This is a genomic window from Methylobacterium sp. J-118 (assembly GCF_057836565.1).
Map to the genome: position 1 here is coordinate 684,616 of NZ_JBYQFA010000001.1, position 24,162 is coordinate 708,777.

22 protein-coding genes are annotated in these 24,162 nt (G+C 68.7%); 11 read left to right on the forward strand and 11 right to left on the reverse strand.

What is annotated here, in order from left to right; translation table 11 throughout:
• Positions 1 to 9 precede the first annotated feature (9 nt).
• The 3 genes from xoxF1 to rnd form a co-directional block, all read right to left on the reverse strand.
• Positions 10 to 1,815, reverse strand: a complete 1,806-nt coding sequence (xoxF1, locus tag AC3IF3_RS03235) for a lanthanide-dependent methanol dehydrogenase XoxF1 (RefSeq protein WP_489219689.1) — start codon at positions 1,813 to 1,815, stop codon at positions 10 to 12.
• A 680-nt stretch (positions 1,816 to 2,495) separates the two neighbouring features.
• Positions 2,496 to 2,783 (reverse strand): hypothetical protein, encoded by a 288-nt coding sequence (locus AC3IF3_RS03240; RefSeq protein ID WP_243966798.1) that lies wholly within the window; start codon positions 2,781 to 2,783, stop codon positions 2,496 to 2,498.
• Between the two features lie 110 nt (positions 2,784 to 2,893).
• Positions 2,894 to 4,081, reverse strand: a complete 1,188-nt coding sequence (rnd, locus tag AC3IF3_RS03245; protein WP_489227257.1) for a ribonuclease D — start codon at positions 4,079 to 4,081, stop codon at positions 2,894 to 2,896.
• Between the two features lie 164 nt (positions 4,082 to 4,245).
• Between rnd and aspS the strand changes: the two genes are divergently transcribed.
• The 5 genes from aspS to AC3IF3_RS03270 all read left to right on the forward strand — a co-directional run bounded on the left by aspS (position 4,246) and on the right by AC3IF3_RS03270 (position 9,280).
• Positions 4,246 to 6,090 carry an aspartate--tRNA ligase gene (gene aspS / locus AC3IF3_RS03250; protein WP_489227259.1) on the forward strand — a complete coding sequence of 615 codons (1,845 nt, stop codon included), beginning with the start codon at positions 4,246 to 4,248 and terminating at the stop codon, positions 6,088 to 6,090.
• 23 nt (positions 6,091 to 6,113) lie between these two features.
• Positions 6,114 to 6,986 (forward strand): glycosyltransferase family 2 protein, encoded by an 873-nt coding sequence (locus tag AC3IF3_RS03255; RefSeq protein ID WP_489227260.1) that lies wholly within the window; start codon positions 6,114 to 6,116, stop codon positions 6,984 to 6,986.
• A complete protein-coding gene (locus AC3IF3_RS03260) occupies positions 6,983 to 8,059 on the forward strand; it encodes an acyltransferase family protein (protein ID WP_489227262.1) in 1,077 nt (358 codons plus the stop codon). The genes AC3IF3_RS03255 and AC3IF3_RS03260 overlap by 4 nt, the downstream gene beginning before the upstream one ends.
• Positions 8,056 to 8,430 carry a hypothetical protein gene (locus AC3IF3_RS03265; RefSeq protein ID WP_489227264.1) on the forward strand — a complete coding sequence of 125 codons (375 nt, stop codon included), beginning with the start codon at positions 8,056 to 8,058 and terminating at the stop codon, positions 8,428 to 8,430. Before AC3IF3_RS03260 ends, AC3IF3_RS03265 begins: the two co-directional genes overlap by 4 nt.
• Before the next feature lie 586 nt (positions 8,431 to 9,016).
• Positions 9,017 to 9,280 (forward strand): hypothetical protein, encoded by a 264-nt coding sequence (locus tag AC3IF3_RS03270; RefSeq protein ID WP_489227265.1) that lies wholly within the window; start codon positions 9,017 to 9,019, stop codon positions 9,278 to 9,280.
• 13 nt (positions 9,281 to 9,293) lie between these two features.
• Here the strand turns inward: AC3IF3_RS03270 and AC3IF3_RS03275 are convergent, their stop codons facing one another.
• Complete coding sequence (locus AC3IF3_RS03275) at positions 9,294 to 9,548, reverse strand: DUF3297 family protein (protein WP_489227267.1); 255 nt, start codon at positions 9,546 to 9,548, stop codon at positions 9,294 to 9,296.
• A 45-nt stretch (positions 9,549 to 9,593) separates the two neighbouring features.
• Positions 9,594 to 10,211 (reverse strand): CatB-related O-acetyltransferase, encoded by a 618-nt coding sequence (locus AC3IF3_RS03280; protein ID WP_489231225.1) that lies wholly within the window; start codon positions 10,209 to 10,211, stop codon positions 9,594 to 9,596.
• A gap of 78 nt (positions 10,212 to 10,289) precedes the next feature.
• Between AC3IF3_RS03280 and AC3IF3_RS03285 the strand changes: the two genes are divergently transcribed.
• Both AC3IF3_RS03285 and AC3IF3_RS03290 read left to right on the forward strand, forming a co-directional pair.
• Entirely contained in the window at positions 10,290 to 12,620 is a 2,331-nt protein-coding gene (locus tag AC3IF3_RS03285; RefSeq protein ID WP_279598206.1) for an NADP-dependent malic enzyme, read from the forward strand.
• Positions 12,621 to 12,702: 82 nt separating this feature from the next.
• The gene (locus AC3IF3_RS03290) at positions 12,703 to 14,145 is read left to right on the forward strand and encodes an acetamidase/formamidase family protein (protein ID WP_489227269.1); all 1,443 of its coding nucleotides are present in this window, start codon (positions 12,703 to 12,705) and stop codon (positions 14,143 to 14,145) included.
• Positions 14,146 to 14,169: 24 nt separating this feature from the next.
• Here the strand turns inward: AC3IF3_RS03290 and ppx are convergent, their stop codons facing one another.
• The 3 genes from ppx to AC3IF3_RS03305 all read right to left on the reverse strand — a co-directional run bounded on the left by ppx (position 14,170) and on the right by AC3IF3_RS03305 (position 19,214).
• Positions 14,170 to 15,723, reverse strand: a complete 1,554-nt coding sequence (gene ppx / locus AC3IF3_RS03295) for an exopolyphosphatase (RefSeq protein ID WP_243966787.1) — start codon at positions 15,721 to 15,723, stop codon at positions 14,170 to 14,172.
• 282 nt (positions 15,724 to 16,005) lie between these two features.
• Positions 16,006 to 18,402 (reverse strand): RNA degradosome polyphosphate kinase, encoded by a 2,397-nt coding sequence (locus AC3IF3_RS03300; protein WP_243966786.1) that lies wholly within the window; start codon positions 18,400 to 18,402, stop codon positions 16,006 to 16,008.
• 101 nt (positions 18,403 to 18,503) lie between these two features.
• Positions 18,504 to 19,214: a P-loop NTPase family protein gene (locus tag AC3IF3_RS03305; protein WP_489227271.1), complete on the reverse strand. Its 711-nt coding sequence runs from the start codon at positions 19,212 to 19,214 to the stop codon at positions 18,504 to 18,506.
• 168 nt (positions 19,215 to 19,382) lie between these two features.
• On the opposite strand from AC3IF3_RS03305, the gene purM reads away from it, so the two are divergent.
• Positions 19,383 to 20,477 carry a phosphoribosylformylglycinamidine cyclo-ligase gene (gene purM / locus AC3IF3_RS03310; RefSeq protein WP_489231226.1) on the forward strand — a complete coding sequence of 365 codons (1,095 nt, stop codon included), beginning with the start codon at positions 19,383 to 19,385 and terminating at the stop codon, positions 20,475 to 20,477.
• The gene (gene purN, locus AC3IF3_RS03315; RefSeq protein WP_489227273.1) at positions 20,477 to 21,127 is read left to right on the forward strand and encodes a phosphoribosylglycinamide formyltransferase; all 651 of its coding nucleotides are present in this window, start codon (positions 20,477 to 20,479) and stop codon (positions 21,125 to 21,127) included. The genes purM and purN overlap by 1 nt, the downstream gene beginning before the upstream one ends.
• Before the next feature lie 58 nt (positions 21,128 to 21,185).
• On the opposite strand, the gene AC3IF3_RS03320 is transcribed toward purN, so the two are convergent.
• Together AC3IF3_RS03320 and ndk are read right to left on the reverse strand one after the other, a co-directional pair.
• Positions 21,186 to 21,551 carry a hypothetical protein gene (locus tag AC3IF3_RS03320; protein ID WP_243966781.1) on the reverse strand — a complete coding sequence of 122 codons (366 nt, stop codon included), beginning with the start codon at positions 21,549 to 21,551 and terminating at the stop codon, positions 21,186 to 21,188.
• Positions 21,552 to 21,719: 168 nt separating this feature from the next.
• Positions 21,720 to 22,142, reverse strand: coding sequence for a nucleoside-diphosphate kinase (gene ndk / locus AC3IF3_RS03325; RefSeq protein WP_243966780.1), 423 nt, complete (start codon positions 22,140 to 22,142; stop codon positions 21,720 to 21,722).
• Between the two features lie 265 nt (positions 22,143 to 22,407).
• Here ndk and AC3IF3_RS03330 point away from each other — a divergent pair, with 265 nt between their 5' ends.
• On the forward strand, positions 22,408 to 22,872 hold the full coding sequence (locus tag AC3IF3_RS03330; protein WP_489227274.1) for a DUF2147 domain-containing protein: 465 nt from the start codon (positions 22,408 to 22,410) through the stop codon (positions 22,870 to 22,872).
• 7 nt (positions 22,873 to 22,879) lie between these two features.
• Here AC3IF3_RS03330 and AC3IF3_RS03335 read toward each other — a convergent pair whose 3' ends face one another.
• On the reverse strand, positions 22,880 to 23,515 hold the full coding sequence (locus tag AC3IF3_RS03335; protein ID WP_489227276.1) for a glutathione S-transferase N-terminal domain-containing protein: 636 nt from the start codon (positions 23,513 to 23,515) through the stop codon (positions 22,880 to 22,882).
• 240 nt (positions 23,516 to 23,755) lie between these two features.
• On the opposite strand from AC3IF3_RS03335, the gene AC3IF3_RS03340 reads away from it, so the two are divergent.
• Entirely contained in the window at positions 23,756 to 24,055 is a 300-nt protein-coding gene (locus AC3IF3_RS03340; protein WP_489227278.1) for a hypothetical protein, read from the forward strand.
• The last annotated feature ends 107 nt before the right edge of the window (positions 24,056 to 24,162 follow it).

Consider the following 24,162-nt stretch of genomic DNA (forward strand, 5'->3'; position numbering starts at 1 on the left):
TGCGGCCGATTAGTTCGGAAGAGCGAAGACGGTCAGCTGGCCGCCGAGGTTGGTGTACTGCGACAGAGCCGCATAGCCACCCACCGCGCCGAGGCCGGCGTTCGGGTCGGTCAGGCCGGCCGCGAGGCCGATGCCGGCCCAGCCGCCGACGCCCGAGAGGACGCCCACGTACTGCTTGCCCTTGTGCTGGTAGGTCATCACGTTGCCGATAATGCCCGACGGGGTCTTGAACTTGAACAGCTCCTTGCCGGTCTTGTCGTCGACCGCCTTCAGGTAGCCCTCAAGCGTTCCGTAGAACACCACGTCGCCGGCGGTGGCCAGAGCACCGGACCACACCGAGAACTGCTCGGCGTCGGACCACTTGATCTTGCCGTTGACGCCATCCCACGCGATGAAGTTGCCCATGCCGCCGTGCGAGTTCGGGGCCGGGTACATCGAGAGGGTCGCACCGACGTAGGGCTGGCCCGGGGTGTAGGTCACCCGGAACGGCTCGTAGTCCATGCAGACGTGGTTGGTGGGCACGTAGAACAGGTTGGTCTTCGGCGAGAAGGCCGCAGGCTGCTGATCCTTCGACCCGAGGGCCGCCGGGCAGATGCCCTTGGAGTTGGTGTCCTCACCGTTCTGCTCGGTCGAGTACTTCGACACGACCAGCGGACGGCCGTAGGTCTTCGACCCCTTATCCATATCGACCTTGGTCGCCCAGTTGACGGCCGGATCGTACTTCTCGGCGACCAGCAGGGCACCGTTCTCGCGGTTCAGCGTGTAGCCGAAGCCATTGCGGTCGAAGTGGGTCAGGAGCGGCTGCTCCTTGCCGTCGACCTTCTGATCCGTGAGGATCATCTCGTTGATGCCGTCGTAGTCCCACTCGTCGTGCGGGGTCATCTGGTAGACCCACTTGGCAACGCCGGTGTCGGGGTTACGCGCCCAAACGGTCATCGACCAACGGTTGTCGCCCGGACGCTGCTTGGGGTTCCAGGTCGAGGGGTTGCCCGAGCCGTAGTACATCAGGTCGAGCTTGGGGTCGTAGGAGAACCAGCCCCAAGTGCAGCCGCCGCCGGTCTTCCACTGATCGCCTTCCCAGGTCTTCAGCGAAGAGTCCTTGCCGACCGGCTTGCCGAGGTAGGTGGTCTTCTCCGGGTCGATCAGCATCTGATCGTCCGGGCCCTCGGAGTAGCCGCGCCACACCTTCTTGCCGGTCTTCAGGTCGTAAGCGGTGACGTGGCACTGCACGCCGAACTCGCCGCCGGAGATGCCGACGATGACCTTGTCCTTGATCGGAATGACCGTCGCGGTGTTGGTCTCACCCTTCTTCGGGTCGCCGTTCACGACCGACCAGTTGACCTTGCCGGTCTTGGCGTCGAGCGACACGACGGTGGTGTCGGCCTGGTGGAGGATGATGGTGCCGTCGGCGTAGGCGAGGCCGCGGTTGACCGTGTCACAGCACATGACCGGGATCACGGACGGATCCTGCTTCGGCTCGTACTTCCAGACGATCTTCGCCTCGTGGTCGAGGTCGAGGGCGTACACGATGTTCGGGAACGGCGTGTGCACGTACATCATATTGCCGACGACCAGGGGCGAGCCCTCGTGGCCGCGCAGGACGCCGGTCGAGAAGGTCCAGGCAACCTGGAGGTTCTTCACGTTCGACGCGTTGATTTGGTCGAGCTTCGAATACCGAGTATTCGCGTAGTCGACGGTCTGAAGGACTTGCTCCGCCGGGTTGGCGATGCCCTTCAGCACGCTTTCATTGGCCAGCGCCGGCGCGGCCACTGCCGCGACGCCTGCGCCGAGCGCAAGGAGATGTACCGCTCTCATGGGTTCCTCCGACAAGTCTTTGAGCGATCTCGCGACACACTTCGAGAAGAGTATCGCTTAGACTCCGACCTGACTGTTTGCGACAGGGATGGACGCCTCGGTAGCGGGCTTGGTCGACTCAAGGAACTCTTAAGATCCTCTAGCCAGGAACCGCCATCCCTGAGGCGGCCCCCTCGAAACCGAGGCTTGCCCGGACCTTAAGAGATTTTTGAGCGCCGTCAACTCGCCGTTCTGCGCATGTCGCCACAGGGTGAAAGCTTCGTCCCAGGTTACAATCAGGGACCAATCGTCATCATTCTGCGAAAAGAAATGCTGCGTTGCACAATGAGGCTCGCGTTCTTTGGCGTCGTTCTCACGGCGACGTGAGCGCACTCCATGCAAGACTTGCAAACGGAGAAGCTTTGCTGGTCGGCACCATGTGTTCACTGCGGGCCATGCCGTGAACGCGGCGGGCGCGTGAGCCTCTGAGCGATTCGCGCGGACTGCGATGCGGGATGATCGAGAGACCGCACGCAACGGCATCCGAGCGCGTCGCGGCCGTGCGCCCAGTCGCCGCACGCCTCCATCCCGCGCCGTCGAAACGCTTTCGGGCCGAGGTGGCGCGACAAATTGCCGGATCATCCCGGCCGATCGGGTTTCCGATGGCCGGGGGCATCCGGACTGAGCGTGCCGGGGCACCTTCAGAGGATGCCGACCGGGCCGGTGCTCTCGAAGTCTGCCGTGTCGCCGATCAGATCGGTCAGGGAGATGTTGAGCCGCCGCCCGTTCGCCAGTCGGAGCTGTGCATCCGGCTCGAGCCAGATCGGCCGGAGATGGGCGTAGCTGCCGTGCAGGTTTCCGTAGGCGACGATCCCATCGGCCCGTCGCTCGACGATGATGCGGTAACGGACCCGCGCCGGGCCGCACCCTTCCGCCGACACGAGACCACGGCCGGTCAGAGTCTTGAGGACTTCGTTCGGCTCGAACATACGCGTGACGCGGAGGCGGGACTGAATGGCAATCGCATTGCCACTTAATCCTACCCCGTGGGCAAGTCACGCCGAGGCAACCGGATTGTCCTTCGGCCAGCGCGGGCCCTTCAATCCGCCTGGATGGACGGCTCCGCGATCGGAGACGCTTCGAGCGTCCGCACCACGATGCGACCGGCCTCGACGGAGAGCGCGAGCCGGCCCTGCTTCAGCGCCAGGGCCTTCTCCCCGAACAGCATCCGCCGCCAGCCGTCGAGGGCCGGGACCTCAGCCGCATCATCATCCGCGATGGCCTCCAGATCATCGACGGAGGCGATGATCTTGGGCGCGACGCCTTCGGCCTCGCAGACCGCCTTCAGCAGCACCTTCAGCAATTCCACGATGGCGCCGTTGCCGCCGCTCCGGCGCAGGCGCTCGGGCAGGCGGATGTCACTCGTATCGCGCGACAGGCCGCGCTCCACCGCGGCCAGGATATCGGTGCCCGTCCGGGATCGCTCGAAGCCCGCCGGGATCGTGCGCAGACGGCCGAGGGCTTCGGCGCTGCGGGGCGCGGCCGAGGCGATGTCGATCACAGCCTCGTCCTTGAGCACGCGCCCGCGCGGGACGTTGCGGGCCTGCGCCTCGCCCTCGCGCCACGCCGCCACTTCCATCAGGACGGCGATCTCCCGCGGCTTGCGCATGCGACCCGAGAGCCGCCGCCACGCCTGGGCGGGGTCGGCCCGGTAGGTCTCCGGCGAGGTCAGCACCGCCATCTCCTCGTCGAGCCAGGCGCCGCGATCGGTGCGCAGCAGCTCGGCGACGAGAACCTCGTAGACGGTGACGAGGTGGGTGACATCCGACAGGGCGTAGGAGAGCTGAGCGTCCGAGAGCGGGCGTCGGGACCAGTCGGTGAACCGGGACGACTTGTCGATCTTCGCCTTCGCGACATCGTTGACGAGCTGCTCGTAGGACACGGAATCGCCGTAGCCGCACACCATGGCGGCGACCTGCGTATCGAAGAACGGGTGCGGCAGGATCCCGCCCATCAGCCAGACGATCTCGAGATCCTGGCGGGCGGAATGGAAGACCTTGACGGTCCGCACATCCGCCATCAGGTCGATGAATGGCTGGAGATCGATACCCGGCGCCAGGGGATCGACCAAGACGGCCGTCCCGTCCGGAGCCGCCATCTGGATCAGGCACAGCTTCGGGTAATATGTCGTTTCGCGCATGAACTCCGTGTCGACGGTCACGAAGGGCTGCTCGGCCAGACGCGCGCAGGTCTCGCGCAGCGTGTCGGTGGTGCTGATCAGGTCCATGGTTCGGCTATACGCAAGCTGCGCGACCAAGGGGAGTGAGCACTGCGCAGGTCCCCATCTTTCCCGCTTTCCCTGTCACGCAACCGCATCGGCCCACCCGGCGCGCGCTTGACTTGGGGGGCCTCGCGTGAATGGTGCCGGCCTTCCCATAGAAGAAGCCCGTCATGCACCGTTACCGTTCCCACACCTGCGGGGCGCTCCGCCCGTCCGATGTCGGGCAGACCGTCCGCCTGTCCGGCTGGTGCCACCGCATCCGCGACCACGGGGGCGTGCTGTTCGTGGACCTGCGCGACCATTACGGCCTGACGCAATGCGTGGTGGATTCGGACTCGCCCGCCTTCAAGGCCGCCGAGGCGGTGCGCTCGGAATGGGTCGTGCGCATCGACGGCCGCGTCCGCACCCGTCCGGCGGGCACCGAGAACGACGAGCTGCCGACCGGCGCGGTCGAGGTCTATATCGACGACCTCGAGGTGCTGGGCCCCGCGGGCGAGCTGCCGCTGCCGGTCTTCGGCGACGTGGAGTACCCGGAGGAGACGCGGCTGCGCTACCGCTTCCTCGACCTGCGCCGGGAGAAGCTCCACGCCAACATCATGAAGCGCGGGGCGATCATCGACTCGCTCCGCCGCCGGATGCGCGAGGGCGGCTTTTTTGAATTCCAGACCCCGATCCTGACCGCCTCTTCGCCGGAGGGTGCGCGCGACTACCTCGTCCCGTCCCGGGTCCATCCGGGAAAATTCTACGCGCTGCCGCAGGCCCCGCAGCAGTTCAAGCAGCTGACGATGATCGCGGGCTTCGACCGCTACTTCCAGATCGCGCCCTGCTTCCGCGACGAGGATGCCCGGGCCGACCGCTCGCCGGGCGAGTTCTACCAGCTCGACATCGAGATGAGCTTCGTCACCCAGGAGGACGTGTTCCAGGCGGTGGAGCCGGTGCTGCGCGGCGTCTTCGACGAATTCGCCGAGGGCAAGCGCGTCACGAAGGCGTTCCCGCGGATCACCTTCGCGGAGTCGATGCTGAAATACGGCGTCGACAAGCCCGACCTGCGCAACCCACTGATCATCGCGGATGTGACCGACCTGTTCGCCCGCGAGGACGTGGCGTTCAAGGCGTTCAAGGGTGTGATCGGCGGCGGCGGCGTGGTCCGGGCGATCCCGGCGACCGGGGCTGCGGCGCAGTCGCGCTCGTTCTTCGACAAGCTCAACGACTGGGCCCGCTCCGAGGGGGCGCCGGGCCTCGGCTACATCGTGTTCGAGGCGGAGAACGGCGCGCTGGTCGGCAAGGGCCCGATCGCCAAGTTCATCCCGGCCGAGGTCCAGGCTCTGATCGCCGATCGGGCCGGCGCCAAGGCCGGCGATGCGGTGTTCTTCTCGGCCGGCACCGAGGCCAAGGCCGCGGCCCTGGCTGGCAAGGCGCGGATCCGCATCGGCGACGAGCTTGGCCTGTGCGACAAGGACCAGTACGCGTTCTGCTGGATCACCGACTTCCCGATGTACGAGTGGAGCGAGGAGGAGAAGCGGATCGACTTCTCTCACAACCCGTTCTCGATGCCGAACATCGACCGCGAGGACTTTCTGGGGCTCGACCTCGACACCCTCGCCGCCGAAGGCGAGACCGGCGACATCACAAAAAAGATCCTCGGGATCAAGGCCTTCCAGTACGACATCGTCTGCAACGGCGTGGAGCTCTCCTCCGGGGCGATCCGGAACCATCGGCCGGACGTGATGGAGAAGGCGTTTGCCATCGCGGGCTATGGCCACGAGGTGCTGGAGCAGAAGTTCGGCGGCATGCTGAACGCCCTGCGCATGGGCGCCCCGCCGCACGGCGGCATCGCCCCGGGAGTCGACCGCATCGTCATGCTCCTGTGCAACGAGCCGAACATCCGCGAGGTGGTGCTGTTCCCCATGAACCAGCGCGCCGAGGACTTGATGATGGGCGCGCCCTCCGAGGCGACGGCGAAGCAGCTGCGTGAGCTGCACATCCGCCTCAACCTGCCCGAGAAGAAGGCCTGAGGCGCAGCTAGTCCCGCCGCGCGGTGGCCAGCCTCGTCGCGATCGTCGTCGCCCATGACAGTGCCGACGTGCTGCCCGCGTGCCTCGCGGCGCTCGCCGGTCAGCACGTGCCGGCGATCGTGGTTGACAATGCCAGCCGGGATGCCTCGGCGGCGGTCGCGGAGGCCGCCGGCGCCGCGGTGATCCGCAACGCCCGCAACGAGGGCTACGGCCGCGCCAACAACCGGGGCGTCCGGGCCGCCGGGACGGCCGAGCACATCCTGATCGTCAATCCGGACGTGGTCCTGCGCCCCAGGGCGGTGAACGCCCTACTGCAGGCAGCCCGGTCCTGGCCGGATGCGGGCCTGTTCGCGCCGCGGCTGGTCGAATCCGACGGACGCTTCTTCTTCCAGCCGCGCTCGCTCCTCGCGCCCTATCTCACCAATCCCGGCGGCCGCCTCGCCCTGCCGCAGGGCGATGCCTGCGTGCCGTTCCTCTCCGGGGCCTGCCTGATGATGCCGCGCCGCCTGTTTCTGGACCTCGGCGGCTTCGACGAGCGCATCTTCCTGTTCTACGAGGATGACGACCTGTGCCGGCGCGTCGCCGAGACCGGCCGCGCCCTCGTCCATGTCCACGGCGCCGAGGCGCTGCACGGCCGCGGCCGGTCCTCGGCGCCGGAGCGGGGCCGTGTGTTCCGCACGCGCTGGCATCAGGCCTGGTCGCGGGCCTATGTCAGCCGCAAATACGGCCTGCCTGATCCGAGCCCCGCGACCTTGATGACCAACCTGCCGAAGGCGCTGCTCTCGGCCCTGGTCCTGCGCCGAGCGGGCGTCGAGCGCTACGGCGGCTCGGCGGCCGGCGCCCTCGCCTTCCTGCGCGGCCGGGACGCGCTGGCCCGCGAGGGCCTGCCCGGATGAGCGCACCGACCATCGCGGCCGCCCTCGGTGCCGGGCGCAACGGCTTCACCGGCCTGCGGCTGGCCCTGGCCGTCGCCGTGGTCGTGTCCCATGCGTTCAGCGTCGCGACCGGTGCGGCCGGCGACGAACCCCTGGCCCGACTCACCGGCTATACATTGGGTGAGCACGCGGTGAATGGGTTCTTCGCCGTGTCGGGTTTCCTGGTCACCCTAAGCTGCGATCGGCGCGGGATCCGCGATTATGCGATCGCCCGGACCCTGCGGATCCTACCCGGCCTCGTGGCGGCGACGCTCGTGGTGTCGCTGGGGCTCGGCGCGGCGCTGACCCGTCTGCCGCTCGCCGAGTACCTGCGCGATCCGGGCCTGTGGTCGTTCATCCGCGGGACGCTGACGACCTTCAAGAGCAACGCCGCCCTCCCCGGGGTCTTCGAGGCCAACCCCTATCGGGCGCCGCTCGGGACAGTCTGGACGCTGAAATACGAGGTGCTCTGCTACCTCGGCGTTTTCCTCGCGGCCCTGTGCGGGCTGCTCCGGCGGCGCTGGCCGGCGCTGCTGATCGTCGTGGGGCTCGCGCTGGCGCTCTCCATCATGAGCGGGCTGCGGGGTTCCGATCTGCCCAAGGGCATCGAGACCGCCCTGCGCCTGCCGCTGATCTTCGCGGCGGGTGCGGGCCTCTATCTCTGGCGCGAGCGCCTGCGGATCTCTGGGGCCGCCCTCGCCTGCCTCGCCTTCGGGGCCTTCGTCCTGGCGCGGACGCCGGCCTATCCGGCCCTGCTGTTCCTGGCGGAGGCCTACGGCGTCGTCTGGCTCGCCCTCGGACCCCTGGCGCGGGGGCTGTTCGATCCGCCCGCGGACCTGTCCTACGGGATCTATCTCTATGGCTGGCCGGTGCAGCAGACCCTGCACGCCCTGTGGCCGGACTTCTCTGGAGTCGCGCTGCTGGTCCCTGCCCTCGTCGTAACCCTGCCGGTGGCGGCCCTGTCCTGGTACGGGATCGAGCGGCCGGCCCTAGCGCTGAAGGCGCGGGCGCTCGGGCGGCGGCGGATCGGCACGATTGAGCCGGCGGGGCCGTGAGTGCTCACGACAGGCTGCTCTCGCCCGCCGCAGCCCTGGCGTTGGTGGCGGAACTGCTGGAAGCGCAGGGCTTCGTGGTGGTCGCACGGAACGAGCGTGGCGACAGCCTCTACCTCGCGCTCCCGGGCCAGGACGCCACCCTTCGCCTGTCCAACCATGCCCGCCGGCCCCGGCAGCGACGGACCCATCCCGAAGTCGTGACTAGCCTGGTCGTGGCCACGCCGAAGCGGATCCGTCAGCTTGAAGCGATGATCGCGGCAGCCCAACGGGACTACGCGGCTCGCGCGTCCAAAAGCCTGATTTCGTCGCCGAGACATCCTATGATGCGTCCTCCGGTGCAGATGCGAAGTACGGTGCAAGAGGATCCATAAGGTTGGACGTGCTGGAATACTCGCGACCATCGACCGTATGCGTCTACGATCGCAAAACAGGAGATGCTTATCTCAGGGGAGGACGCGCCGTCGATGTTGTCACTGCTTTGCAGAGGCGTTACCCAGATGTGCCGCGATACATCCCAATCGAGATAAAGCCGTCAGTATGACAAACTCGCGTCAGGTCCGGCCGATCTTTCGCGAGCTGAGAAAGAGACATCCGCAACTCGTGCAGACGAGCAGTCGCTTCGTGGTTGAAACGCCTGTTCGTCATATAGCGCGCGGCATTTTTATAGAGCGGAGTTCCGATCCAGACTGCTGCTGGCCAAGATTGGTTCTGTCCGTCCTCTATCTCGCGGGATTGAGCGGAGATATCGCCATAGGGACATACTTCGAAGCGTTGGATCGGCCTCCGACAGGCGCGGAACGGTTTTGGCTTTGGTCTGACCCGACGATGGTACCGGAGGCGGTCGCGGTGATGGAGGCTGTCGCGCTTCCGAGACTCGCTCGCTATGGAACTCCGGAAGGCTACGCCACGCTGCCGCCGAGGCCCCATACGGTCCACGACGAGCCCTACGAAGACCGCATGATCGTTCACATCGCGGCCGGCAACCTCGACGCCGCGCGAGCGATCTGGCACGAACGACAGCGGTGGCACACCGGCAAGTCGTTCCCGCCAGGGACGCGAGCAGATCGCTGGCGACTGCAACTCGCCGCGGTGGCGGAACCCCTCAGGGCGGGCGATCGCCCCGCATTGGCCAAGATCCTGCACGCATGGGAGGCCGCCAACGTTCGCGGGACGGAGCTGGAGCCCTACTGGGAACCCACCCCGTTCCCGCTGGAGCGATGAGCCCGCCAGAATCTCAGTCCGCGTCCGCCGCATCGCGGAGATAGGGCTCCACCGGGCCCTTCAGCTTCACCGTCATCGGGTTGCCGGCCCGGTCCAGGGTCTTGCCCGCGGACAGGCGCACCCAGCCCTCGCTCACGCAATACTCCTCGACGTTGGTCTTCTCGACGCCCTTGAAGCGGATGCCCACGCCGCGCTCCAGCAGGGCCGCGTCGTAATACGGGCTGTCCGGGTTGACCGAGAGGCGGTCGGGCAGCGCGAGGTCGGACATGGTCTGGCTCCGGGTTCGGCGTGAGCGGCGAAGGTGGGCAGCGGATTACGCAATCCCCTGCCGGCCCGCAACGCCGCGCGCAGCCGCGATCAGGCCGGCCACGTCGCCGCTCTGCAACAGCGGCACGAGCCGGGTCACGTCCGCGTGCGGCAGGTCCCACCACGCCGTCGCCACCAGGGCCTCCACGGTTTCCGGGTCGAAGCGGTGCCGCACCACCCGCGCCGGGTTGCCCGCCACCACCGCGTAGGGCGGCACGTCGCGGGTGACCACGGCCCGGGCCGCCACCACGGCTCCGGGGCCGATCGTGACGCCCGACAGGATCATGCACCCGGACCCGAGCCAGACATCGTGCCCGATCACCACGTCGCCCCGGGAGGCGTGAAAATCCTCCGGCGCCCGTGCGTCCGGAAACAGCCCGCGCATCGCCGCGAACGGGTAGGTCGACACCCAGTCGAGCCGGTGGTCGCCGCCGAGCAGGATTTCGACCTTGTCGGCGATGGAACAATAGCGGCCGATCGTCAGCCGGCGCCCGCTCTCGGGGAAGCGGACTTTTGGACGCCCATACGAATAAGCGCCTATGGAGAAGCCGTAGGTCCTCGCCAGCCGGGCGAGATGGATCCGGGTCTCGTTGTGCGGGTTGCGCCCCCTGCGCAGCCGGTGCAACAGACCGATCAAGACGCGTGCCCGTGCGATGCGCGACCGCGTCGTCCTCGGGAAAGCGGGTGAGTGGGAGCGTGGGCGATGGCCGATAACATGTCCGAGGACCTCAAGGCCGGGGCGCTCGTCTACCACCGCCTGCCGCAGCCCGGGAAGCTCGAGATCCAGGCGACCAAGCCGCTCGGCAATCAGCGCGACCTCGCGCTCGCCTACTCCCCCGGCGTGGCCGCGGCCTGCATGGCGATCTACGACGATCCCCAGGAAGCCGCGACCCTCACCATCCGCCAGAACCTCGTGGCGGTGCTCTCCAACGGCACGGCGGTGCTGGGCCTCGGCGATATCGGCCCCCTGGCCTCCAAGCCCGTGATGGAGGGCAAGGCGGTCCTGTTCAAAAAATTCGCCGGCATCGACGTGTTCGACATCGAGGTCGACCAGAAGGACGTCTCCAAGCTCGTGGACGTGGTCTGCGCCCTGGAGCCGACCTTCGGCGGCATCAATCTCGAGGACATCAAGGCGCCCGAGTGCTTCGAGGTCGAGGAGCAGTGCCGGGCGCGGATGAACATCCCGGTCTTCCACGACGACCAGCACGGCACCGCGATCATCGTCGCCGCGGCCGTCCTCAACGGCCTCGAACTCGCCGGCAAGAACCTCTCCGACGTCCGGATCGTCACCTCCGGGGCGGGCGCGGCGGCCCTGGCCTGCCTGAACCTGCTGGTGTCGCTGGGTGCGACCCGGGAGAACATCACGGTCACCGACATCAAGGGTGTGGTCTACAAGGGCCGCCCGGAGCTGATGGACCGCTGGAAGGACATCTACGCCCAGGAAACCGACAAGCGGACGCTCGCCGAGGTGATCCCGGGGGCGGACGTGTTCATCGGCCTGTCGGCCGGCGGCGTCCTCAAGCCGGAATACCTGAAGGAGATGGCCGAGAAGCCGCTGATCATGGCGCTGGCCAACCCCTACCCGGAGATCATGCCGGATCTCGCCGAGAAGGAGCGGCCGGACGCGATGATCTGCACCGGCCGGTCGGACTTCCCGAACCAGGTCAACAACGTCCTGTGCTTCCCCTACATCTTCCGCGGGGCGCTGGATGTCGGCGCCCACAAGATCAACGAAGAGATGAAGAAGGCCGCCGTCAAGGCGATCGCGGGCTTGGCCCACGAGACCACCTCGGACGTGGTCGCCCGGGCCTATGGCGGGGAGGCCCGGCCGTTCGGACCGAAATCCCTGATTCCCAGCCCCTTCGATCCGCGGCTGATCCTGCGCATCGCCCCGGCGGTGGCCAAGGCTGCGATGGATTCGGGCGTGGCCGGCCGGCCGCTCACCGACTTCTCCGCCTATATCGATAGCCTCGACCGGTTCGTGCACCGGTCCGGCCTGATCATGAAGCCGCTCTTCTCGAAGGCGAAGGCTGAGCCCAAGCGCGTGATCTACGCCGAGGGCGAGGACGAGCGCGTGCTGCGCGCCGTCCAGGCGATCGTCGAGGACAAGGTCGCGCTGCCGATCCTGGTCGGCCGGCCGCGTGTGGTGGAATCGCGCCTGAAGCGCTTCGGCCTCTCGATCCAGGAGGGCCGCGACTTCGAGCTGATCGATCCCGAGGACGATCCCCGCTACCGCGACTATGTCCAGACCTACATGGAGGTCGCCGGCCGGCGCGGCATCACCCCGGATGCGGCCCGGACCCTGGTGCGGACCAACAGCACCGTGATCGGCGCGATCGCGGTCCGCCGCGGCGAGGCCGATGCCCTGATCTGCGGCCTCGAAGGCCGGTTCGAGACCCGCCTGCGGATCATCCGCGACGTGATCGGGCTGGCGCCCGGCGTGGAGCAATGCGCCGCGATGAGCCTCGTGGTGACCCATACGGGCGCCTACTTCCTGGCCGACACCCATGTCCGGCCGAACCCGACCGCCGAGGAGATCGCCGACGTGGCGCAGGCCTGCGCCAACCACGTGAGCCGGTTCGGGATGACGCCCAAGATCGCGCTCCTCAGCCACTCGGATTTCGGCCAGTCGGATTCGGCCTCCGCGATGAAGATGCGCGAGGCCCTGGGGCTCCTGCAGAGGCGCGATCCGAACCTGATGGTCGATGGCGAGATGCAGGCCGATTCGGCGCTGTCCGAGATGGTCCGCGACCGGGTGCTGCCCGGCTCGCGCCTCAAGGGCGCGGCCAACGTGCTGATCTTCCCGAACCTCGACGCCGCCAACATCGCGTTCCAGTTCGCCAAGGTCCTCGCCGATGCCCTGCCGGTTGGCCCTTTGCTGATCGGTCCGGCCAAGCCCGCCCATATCCTGACGCCGTCGGTGACCGCCCGTGGCATCGTCAACGTCACGGCCGCGGCGGTGGTCGAGGCGCAGGCGGACTCAGCATTTCCGGCGCCGACGGGCGAGGCCGGGGCCGGCATGATTTCAGAGTGAGCCGCCCTGTCGACGGCCGCCCCGATGGCCGTCGAATTGCTTGTCCGCGTCCGGGACATACGGTCGGCGGAAGCGAGGCTCCATGTGCGCGGGCGATGATCCAACCTGCCAGGCGTTCGAAGAGCACCGGCGACGGTTCCGGTACGACCTGGAACCGGAGCGCCGCGCCTTCCTGAAGAGCGGCTTCGCGGCGACCGGCGCGGCCGCCGCCTTCGCGGCCGGCGGCGCGTCTCTGGTGAGTCCGGCCCTGGCGCAGGCCGCCGGCGCCAAGTTCGCGGCGACCGCGCATTATCACCTGCCGGCCAACGCCGAGACGGTGCATTGGGGCTTCTTCAGCCGGAGCCTCAAGCCGCAGGTCGAGATCGGCTCGGGCGACTTCGTCACCATCGAGACGCTCACCCACCAGGCGAGCGACGATGCCGAGCGGATGATCGCCGGCGATCTGGGGGCCGAGAGCGTCTATCTCTGGACCAAGGACAGGATGGCCGTCTCCCCCCGCGGTGCCGGCCCGATGGACGCCAAGATCGGCCCGGGCGGCGGCCTCGGCGTGCATATCTGCACCGGTCCGGTGGCGATCCGCGGCGCCGAGCCCGGCGACGTGCTGGAGGTCCGCATCCTCGACGTGGCGCCCCGGCCCTGCGCCAATCCGCAATACAAGGGGCTCGCCTTCGGCAGCAACGCGGCGGCGTGGTGGGGCTTCCACTACAAGGACCTGATCACCGGCGACAAACCCCGGGAGGTGGTGACCATCTACGAGGTCGATGCCACCGGCGAGCGCGACTGGGCGCGGGCGGTCTACAGCTTCCGCTGGCCGGGCGTCACCGACCCGTTCGGCGTCACGCACCCGACCATCGATTATCCCGGCCTGCCGGTGGACCACACGAAGACGCAGAAGACCTTCGAGGTCCTGAAGGGCATCCGGGTGCCGATCCGCCCGCATTTCGGCACGATGGGGGTGGCGCCCGCGGAGGCGGACCGGGTCAATACCATTCCGCCGAGCTATACCGGCGGCAACATCGACAATTGGCGGATCGGCAAGGGGGCGACGCTCTATTTTCCCGTCGCGGTGCCGGGGGCGCTGTTCTCGGTGGGGGATCCCCATGCCAGCCAGGGCGATTCCGAACTGTGCGGGACGGCGATCGAGTGCTCGCTCACCGGCACCTTCCAATTCGTCCTGCACAAGAAGGCCGACCTGCCCGGCTCGCCGCTGGAAGCCCTCGACTTCCCGATGATCGAGACCCGCGAGGATTGGGTCCTGTCCGGCTTCAGCTACCCGAACTATCTGCGCGACCTCGGCCCGGACGCCCAGGCGGAGATCTTCCAGAAATCCTCCATCGACCTCGCCATGCGCGATGCCTTCCGCAAGATGCGCCAGTTCCTGATGCACGCGAAGGGTCTGACCGAGGACGAGGCGATCTCGCTGATGTCTGTGGCGGTGGATTTCGGAATCACGCAGGTCGTGGACGGCAACTGGGGCGTCCACGCGGTGGTCAAGAAGGCGATCTTCGCCGACCGGGCCGCCTGATCGCGATCCGGCCCCTGCGGCGCGTCAGGCCGGATCGTCCGCGATGGCAATCCGGCCTTCGAGGCCGACGGTGCGGCCCAGGCCGCGGACGCGGTTGAGCAGGCGGTCGCCGCTCAGGGCCGCCCAGTCCCGCGGCAGCCGCAGGGTGACGCGCCCGTCCTCGACCGTCAGCGGGGCCCGGCCGAGCGCCCCGTCCATCCCGGCCGAGATCGGGAAGGCGACGCGCAGCAGGCCGCCGAGGAGCCGCGCCCGCTCGAACAGGCGCGGCCCGGCGACGCCGCGCAGGATCGGATTGGCCTTCTCGGGGGCGAGCCCGCTGTGCCGGAGCGAGACCGCGAGGGCCAGATAGGCCCGTCCCGGATGGTCGACCCCCACAAAGGCGGCGTTCTGGATCGCCGCGATGCTCTGCTCGTCGCGGTAATCGGGATGGGCCCGCCAGCCGACATCCGAGAGCAGGCAGCCCGCGTGCCGCAGGCGCCGCTCGTCCGCGGTCTCGTGGCCGTCCAGGGTCGTGACGAACCGGTCGGTCCAGGCGATCAGCTCCTCGCCGTGCCGCGGCGCGCGGGAGCGCAGGGTGTTGAACTCCGCCGCGGAGGCGAGCAGCGGGTCGATCAGCCGGGCGTCGCGGTCGAGCTGCTCGAACAGCAGGCCCTCCCGGACGCCCGACGCCGAGATCGCCACCTCCCGCGGGCGGCCGACTCGGATGATCTCCTCCAGCACCGCCGCCCCATAGGCCAGGAGCGGGCGCCGGGCTTCGGAGATGGTCTCGACGTCCTGGAGCAGGGCAATGTCGGTCTGCTCGACGACCTGCAGGAAGCTGAGCTCGTCGGAGGGCTCGACGGTGTAGCCGTGCATCACGTGGACCGGATAGCCGCGGGCGGCCTGGTGCAGCCGCGCCAGGGCGCGCCACGTGCCGCCGACCGCGTAGAAGGTCCGCCCGCGCAGGGTTTCGAGCTGCGGTGCGGCCTTGCGCATGTGCTCGCGCACGATCTTGGCGGCCTTCTTGACCGAGCCGCCGGAGAGATCCTGAAGGGCGAGGCCGCCGAGGGGCATGGTCACGCCCTGGCCGACCACGGTGCCGCGGACATCCACCAGTTCCAGGGATCCGCCGCCGAGATCGCCCACGACCCCGTCCGGCGCGTGGAAACCGGAGATCACGCCCAAGGCCGAGAGTTCGGCCTCGCGCCGGCCGGACAGAAGCTGGATCTCCTGTCCGCAGGCCGCTTCCGCGGCGCGCAGGAAATCGGGGCCGTTCTCGGCATCCCGGGCGGCCGCCGTGGCGAGAACGAACACCCGCGACACCCGCATCGTCTCACAGAGCACCCGGAATCGAGCCAGGGCAGTGAGTGCCCGGGCGACCGCGTCCTCGTTCAGCCGGCCCGTGGTCAGGACGTTGCGTCCCAGGCCGCAAAGCACCTTCTCGTTGTACAACGGCGTCGGCGCCCGGCTCAGGCCGTCATAGGCGACGAGCCGGACCGAGTTCGAGCCGATATCGACGATCGCCACCGGGGCGTGCGCGGCGCGCACAGCCCGGTCCGCGGAATGCGCGAGGATGAGATTGGCGCCAGGGCTGCCCAAACGTCCGTGTCCTTGATCGAGAGCGGCAGGCCCGTCCGGCGGACCGCCCGTGCAATCTAGAGCCGCGGCCGATCGCGTTGCAATCGAGGTCGACCCGAGATCCGTCATGTCCCGTGCCGCCTGACGAACGGGAATCCGGGGCTGCGATACGGAAACGACGCGCCGTTGCGTCCGCAGACGGGCCCTTCGTTTGCGCAGATCTTGGATCGTGCGCAAGTTCTTCACGCAGAACCGGAAGGCGTTTCTGCGAAACCTGTCGAGCCTGTTGCGCACGGGGGGCGCTCAGGCGCGTTGCGCCCGCCGGCTCAATGCCCGGGGGCTGGATTTCTTCGACGCCTTGCCGCGGCCCGAGAGGCTCGGGTTCGTCATGAAGTATTTATGCGCGTTGAACGGTTCCTCGCCCTCCGCCGGCTGAACACGCTCGCAGCCCCCCGAGGCCAGCAGGCGCCAGCTCTGGCGGTTGTCGAGGAGGTTGGCCAGCATGATCTGGTCGAGAACCTGCTGATGCACCGTTGGGTTCGTGATCGGCAGCAAAGCCTCGACCCGCCGGTCGAGGTTCCGGCTCATCAGGTCGGCGGACGAGATATAGACCGTCGCCTTCGGATGGGGCAGGCCGACGCCGTTGCCGAAGGCGTAGATGCGCCCGTGCTCCAGGAAGCGCCCGACGATCGACTTCACCCGGATCGTCTCCGACAGGCCCGGGATGCCCGGCCGCAGGCAGCAGATGCCGCGGACCACGCAGTCGATCTGCACGCCCGCCTCCGACGCGTCGTAGAGCGCGTCGATGATCTGCGCGTCGACCAGGGAGTTGCACTTGATCCAGATCGCGGCCGGGCGGCCCGCCTTCGCGTGCGCCACCTCTGCCTCGATATGCTCCAGGAGCCGGTTCTTCGCCGTCAGCGGCGAGACCGCCATCCGCTCCAGCTCGGCCGGCTCGGCGTAGCCGGTGATGAAGTTGAAGATCCGCGACACGTCCCGGGCGATCGCCGGGTCCGCCGTGAAGAACGACAGGTCCGTGTAAACCCGCGCGGTGATCGGATGGTAATTGCCGGTGCCGACATGGCAGTAGGTGACGAGCTTGTCGCCCTCGCGCCGGACCACCAGCGACAGCTTGGCGTGGGTCTTCAATTCGACGAAGCCGAACACCACCTGGGCGCCGGCCTTCTCTAGGTTGCGCGCCCAGCGGATATTCGCCTCCTCGTCGAAGCGCGCCTTCAGTTCCACCAGGGCGGTCACGGACTTGCCGAGCTCGGCCGCCTCCGCCAGCGCCGCGACGATCGGGGAGTTCGACGAGGTCCGGTACAGGGTCTGCTTGATCGCCACCACGTTCGGGTCCCGGGCCGCCTGGGCCAGGAACTGCACCACCGAGTCGAAGGACTCGTAGGGGTGGTGGACGATGAAGTCCTTCTGCCGGATCGCCGCGAACACGTCGCCGCCGCTCTCGCGGATGCGCTCCGGGAAACGCGGGTTGTAGGGCTTGAACTTCAGGTCCGGCCGGTCGATCCCCACCACCTGGGACAGCTCGTTCAGCGCGAGCATGCCCTCCACCAGGAAGATCGCGTCCTGGGCGATCTCCAGCTCGTCCGTCACGAAGCTGCGCAGGTCCTCCGACATCCCCGCCTCGACTTCGAGGCGGATCACGACGCCGCGGCGGCGCTGCTTGAGCGCCGTCTCGAAATGGAGGACGAGATCCTCCGCCTCCTCCTCGATCTCCAGATCGGAATCGCGCACGACCCGGAAGGCGCCGCTCGACCGGACCAGATAGCCGGGAAACAGCCGGCCGGTGAACATCCCGATCACCTGCTCGATCGGGATCAGCCGCGCGGCGGTCTCGCTGTCGCTCACCGGCAGGCGCACGAACCGGTCGATGACGCCGGGCAGGCGGATCAGGGCGCGCAGCACCCGGCCATCCTTCGGACGCACCAGCATCAGCGCGATGGTGGTGCCGAGGTTCGGGATGAACGGGAACGGATGGGCCGGATCGATCGCCAGCGGCGTCAGGACCGGAAAGACGTGGTTGAGGAAATACTCTTCGAGCCAGCTCGACTGCTCCGCCGACAGGGAGGCCGGCTCGACGATGTCGATATCGGCGGTGTGCAGCTCCTCGCGCAGCTCGCGCCAGCGCGCCTGCTGGTCTGCGGCGAGACGGGAGACCTCCGTGCCGATGCGCACCAGCTGCTCGGTGGGTGACAGCCCGTCCTGGGACGGGACCGTGAGGCCGGCGCGGACCTGATCGATCAGCCCGGCCACCCGGACCATGAAGAACTCATCGAGGTTGTTGGCCGAGATCGACAGGAAGCGCAGCCGCTCCAGCAGCGGGTGATTGGGATTCGACGCCTCCTCAAGCACGCGACGGTTGAATTGCAGCCAGGACAATTCGCGGTTCACGAACCGCTCCGGCGTGTGCCGCAGGGCGCGCCCGGCTTCCAGCACCGTCTCCCGCGCCACGTCGGCGGTGGGTTCCTCGGGCGCCTCGGGCTGCGCGACGGCCGGCCATTCATCGTTCGTGTCCTGGGCGGCGCCCGTCGCCGCCGGAGCGGTCGCGGTCTGCGCGGCGGCTGCCGGCGCGCGCCGGGCGACCGGAGCGCGCCGCGGCGTCGGATTGGCCGCCGGACGCCGACGGGGCTCCGCGGCCTCGTCGGCGGCTTCGCGGTCCACGGGCTTCTGCGTCGAATCCATCCCCGATCCCGTCCCTCTTCGTGCCATCGCGCTGCGGCGGCGTTCTACATCGTACACCGGCGACCATCACGACGATTTCATGACGGGCACAGGTTTCCGCCTCAACCGCCCGGTTCGGCCTCCTCCTCCAGCCCCATACGCCGCAGCACGGCGAGGGCGAGCGGCCGGCTGATCCGGCGATGGCGTCCGAGGGCATCGCGGTCGAGCTCGGCGACGACGTCCCGGGCCCGGCCGAGGGAGCGGTCGATCCGCAGGGCCAGCGAATCGATCACGCCCAGATCGACCACGAGCTGACGGTCGACGAACAACTTCACCAGCACGGCGCGCAGGAGGGCGTCGTCGGGCTCCGCGATGGCGATCCGGGGCGCGAGGCGTAGGCGCGAGCGCAGGTCCGGCGTCGCCAGGCCGAGGGCGTCGATGCCGGTGGCACTGGTCAGCAGCACCGGGCATCCCCGCTCGCGCGCCCGGTTCAGGAGGTGGAACAGGGCCGCCTCGTCCCGGCACTGCGCCCGGTCGATATCCTCGATCACCAGCGCCCCGTTCGACACGAGGTGCTGGACCGCGTCCGCGTTCACCTCGGCGGCCGGGAGGGTCCAGGCATGGGCGCGCTCCGCCCAGATCGCCGCGAGATGGCTCTTCCCGCTGCCCGAGGGGCCGGTGAGCACCAGCACGCGGTCCGGCCAATCCGGCCAGGCCTCGATCAGCGCATAGGCGGCCTCGTTCGCCGGCCCCACGAGGAAGTCCTCGCGTCCGTAACGGGGATCGAGCGGCAGGTCGAAGGCGAGCTGCCGCGGTGGAGCATTCTCAGGCATGAAGGTGCAGGATCACCCCGGACCCGCGCAGGTCAAGGGCCGGTCCGCCCCGGCAGGTCCAACCGGTGCCGACTCGCGCAACGCGCGGTTAGCCGCTAGAGCGGGCCCAGCAATCACCGAGGTGGCGCGGGCATGACGGCCAAGGACGGCGGAGAGCCGACGACGGGGATGACCTACGCGGCGGCGACGGCCAAGGACGGCGGAGAGCCGACGACGGGGATGACCTACGCGGCGGCGGGTGTCGACATCGACGCCGGCAACGCCATGGTCGAAACGATCAAGCCGCTGGTGCGCTCGACGCGGCGCCCCGGCGCCGATGCCGAGATCGGCGGGTTCGGCGGCCTGTTCGACCTGAAGGCTGCGGGCTTTCACGACCCGATCCTGGTGGCGGCCAATGACGGCGTCGGCACCAAGGTTAAGATCGCCATCGAGACCGGGCGCCACGCCACGATCGGCATCGACCTCGTGGCGATGTGCGTGAACGACATCATCGTCCAGGGTGCCGAGCCGCTGTTCTTCCTCGACTACTACGCCACCGGCAAGCTGGTGCCGGGGGTCGGCGCCGACATCGTGCGCGGCATCGCGGAGGGCTGCCGCCAGGCCGGCTGCGCGCTGATCGGCGGCGAGACCGCGGAGATGCCGGGCCTCTACGACGGCTCCGACTACGACCTCGCCGGATTCGCCGTGGGGGCCGCCGAGCGCGGCACGCTGTTGCCGCGGCCGGGCATCACCCCCGGTGACGTCGTGCTCGGCCTGCCGTCCTCGGGGGTGCACTCCAACGGCTTCTCCCTGGTCCGCCGGATCGTCGCCAAGACCGGGCTCAGCTGGGACGCGCCCGCGCCGTTCGCGCCGGAGCTGAGCCTCGGCGAGGCGCTGCTGGCGCCGACGCGGATCTACGTGAAGCCCCTGCTGGCAGCTTTGGGCGCCACGGACGGCATCCGGGCGCTCGCCCACATCACCGGCGGCGGATTTCCAGACAATCTGCCCCGGGTCCTACCGGACGATGTCGGGATCGCCATCGACCTCGACGCGGTGACCCCGCCGCCGGTGTTCGGCTGGCTTGCCCGGGAGGGCGCTGTTGCTGAGCCGGAGATGCTGCGCACCTTCAATTGCGGAATCGGCATGGTGGTGATTGCCGCCGCCGACGCGGTCGACGATGTCGACGAGGCCCTGACGCGGGCCGGCGAGACGCCGGTGCGCCTCGGACGGATCACCCCGCGCGGGTCCGAACCCGTAACCTTCCGCGGACGTCTCGCCCTCTGATGGCGGGCGGTGGGAAGAGACGGGTCGCGATCCTGATATCGGGCCGCGGCTCGAACATGGTCGCGCTCATCGAGGCGGCCCGGGATCCGGCCTTCCCGGCCGAGATCGTTCTGGTCCTGTCGAACCGGCCGGAGGCGGCAGGCCTCGTCCGGGCGGCGGAGGCCGGCATCCCCGCACGGGCGATCGACCACAGGGCCTATCCGGACCGCACCACCTTCGATGCCGCCCTCGACGCGGAGCTCCGGGCCGCCGCGGTCGATCTGGTCTGTTTGGCGGGCTTCATGCGGATCCTGACGCCGGGATTCGTGGCCGGTTGGGCGGGGCGGATGATCAACATCCATCCGTCCCTGCTGCCCCTGTTCAAGGGCACGCACACGCACAGGCAGGCCCTCGACGCCGGGGTCCGCCTGCACGGCTGCACGGTTCATTTCGTCGTGCCGGAACTCGATGCCGGTCCGATCCTGGCGCAGGCGGCGATCCCGGTCCGCCAGAACGACGATCCGGACAGCCTCGCAGACCGGGTGATCGTGCAGGAGCGCCGGCTCTACCCGGCAGTGCTGGCTCTGGTCGCGGGCGGCCAGGCACGGCTCGAAGGCGACCGCGTCATCCTCGCTGCCCAGGCTCCTGACGGAGCGCTCCTCAGCCTGTAGCGGGACCCCGAGGGGACGGTCCCTTCGGCGGGGTCCGGGGCGGCGCCCCGGGGCCGTCTCAGATCGGCCGCTGCAGCTTGCAGCTGTCCAGCGCCGACAGCGCCTTGGCGCGCGCGGAATCGTTGAAATAGCCGGTGGCCCGGTAGGCTTCGATCTCGGATTCGTCGAGGCTGCGCAGGGTCTGCCGGGCGTAGCAGCCGCAGGGGCGCTCCAGGGACGCCTCGGTGGCGCTGGTCAGGCGGGCCTGGACGATCGTGCAGGCATGGCGGACGCGGCCTTCGAGATTGGCCTTGGTGGCGCTCCTGAGCGCCGGATCCGGCTCGTATTGCTGGAATGGGGCCGAGGATCCGCCCGCGAGGGCGGCGGTCGCTCCGAGCGCGACGAGGCCGGTCGCGATCAGGAGGGGCAGGCGGCGTAGCGTCATGGTCGTCAGGGTCCAACGGGCTGAGGTATCTGAAGTCAGCCGTTGGACGCTTCCGGGCTCCGCCCCGTCAATGGCCGGCCGGACACACAAGGCGGCATTTGCCCCGTGGCCGGACGCGACGCCGGACGATGGCCGGGCGGTGTGCCCGCCCCGCCACCGTCCCCGGGATCAGCCGACGATGTCGGAATCCTGGAAGAACTGCGCGATCTCGATCTTGGCGTTCTCGGCGCTGTCCGAGCCATGGACGGTGTTCTCGCCGACCGACTCCGCGAACTTCTTGCGGATCGTGCCGTCCGCGGCCTGGGCCGGGTTCGTGGCGCCCATGACCTCACGGTACTTCGCCACCGCGTTCTCGCCCTCCAGGACCTGGACCACCACCGGGCCGGAGGTCATGAAGCTGACCAGCTCGCCGAAGAAGGGGCGCTCCTTGTGGACCTCGTAGAACGTCTCGGCCTGCGCCTGACTCAGGTGGATGCGGCGCTGGCCGACGATGCGCAGGCCCGCCTCCTCGATCACCGCGTTGACCGCGCCGGTCAGGTTCCGCCGCGTGGCGTCGGGCTTCAGGATCGAAAAAGTGCGCTCGGTGGCCATGGTGCGTCCGGTGTGTCTGTGGAAAAGGCGGATGGCGTGCCGGGATCCCCGACGCGCCTGGGGAGCGAAAATTTCGCTTCGGCGCCGGGCTTATAGCGGTCGGCCCCTACGGTCTCAAGCGGCGCTGGGCAGACCCCGGGGCAAGCGTGGCCGTGGCTCCGCCGCAACACCGCCGAAAAATCGCCTGAATGCGACGGCTCTGTCGCGTCCATCGACTTCGTCCATCCCCCGGGCGTCCGCGACGCCCCTTCCCCGGAGACGAACCATGCGCCTCGCCTACAGTGCCGCCCTGCTCCTCGCCAGCCTTTCCGCCGCCGCCGCCGACACCGCCAAGGACCCCTCCGGCACCTGGCTGACCGGAGACGGCCGCGCCAAGATCCGGATCGACCGGTGCGGGCCGGGCCAGACGCTCGTCTGCGGGAAGGTCGTCTGGCTGAAGACGCCGACCACCGAGGCCGGCGCCCCCCGCACCGATCTGAAGAACCCGGATCCGAAGAAGCGCAGCCGCCCGGTGATCGGCCTGCAGCTCATCGACGGCCTGAAGCCCGACGACGAGAAGTTCACCGGCGAACTTTACAACGTCGAGGAGGGCAAGATCTACACGGTCAGCCTCGAGCGCGAGAGCGCGGCTGAACTCAGCGTCTCCGGCTGCATGCTGCGGATCCTGTGCGGCTCCCAGACCTGGACGCGGGTGCCGGATGTGAACCAGCAGGCCGCCAACAAGAACTGACCGCTCGTCAGATCGCCGCGAGGCCGCGCTGGACCGCCGGCCTCGCCAGCACGGCCTCCAGCCAGCGGGTCACGTTCGGCAGCGCGCTGATATCGATGCCCTGCTTGAAGTTGAGCTTCGCCCAGGTGATCGTCGCGATGTCGGCGATGGAATAGTCGTCAGCGAGATAGGCCCGGCCGGCGAGGCGGCGCTCCAGGACCCCGTAAAGACGCTTGGCCTCGGCGGTGAACCGCTCGATCGCGTACGGGACCTTCTCGGGCGCGTAGATCTTGAAATGGTGGGTCTGCCCCAGCATCGGCCCGAAGCCCGCCACCTGCCAGAACAGCCATTCGTCCACGGCGACGCGGGCGCGCTCGTCCGAAGGGTAGAAGCAACCGGTCTTCCGACCGAGATATTGCAGGATCGCGCCCGACTCGAACACCGAGATCGGCTGGCCGCCCGGCCCGTCCGGATCGACGATGGCGGGGATCTTGTTGTTGGGCGAGATCGCCAGGAAGTCGGGGGCGAACTGCTCGTTCTTGGCGATATCCACCGGGACGATCCGGTAGGGGAGCCCGCACTCCTCCAGCATGATCGGAATTTTCCAGCCGTTCGGCGTGCTCCAGGTATGGACGTCGATCGGACGCCCCGACACCGCTGCCATGCTCAATCTGCTCCTCGACCGAACCGTCGGCGGCGCGGCGCTCCTGGGCCGGGTTCGGACAATGCCGGCAGTGAAGACGATTTCCCGGCCGCGCTCAAGGGCAACGCCGCCGCCACGCTCACGATTGCGAGATCGATCGCCGCGCCTGTTGGCAGTGTGCGGTACACCCTTGCCGGGCCGGCCGGTCAGCGGCGAAACTCCGCGCCCGGGCGCCGAAGCGGCGCGTGGGGGGATTCGAGGATGATCGACCGACTTGTGACGTTCGCGGCCCTGGCCGTGCCGCTGCTCGTTATGCAGACCGTGATGGCCAAGGAGGCGCCCGCGAAGGCACCGACCGCCGCCGAGGCGCCTGCCGCGACGCCGAGCGCCCCGGGCGCGAAGGAACCGAGCCCCGGTCAGGCCGCCGCGCGCACGCGTCAGAAGACCTGCGGCGCCGAGTGGCGCGCATTGACCGACGTGCAGAAGACCGCTCAGGGGCCGAAATGGCCGCAATACTGGAGCAAGTGCAACAAGCGCCTGAAGGGCGGCGACAAGGCTTGAGACGGTCGCGAACCGTCGCGCTGCTCGTGTGTTCCTATCGCCGGAACAGGGATCACCGGGGAGACGCACCATGACGGACCGCTCGCCGCGCCGGCGGATACCCAGCA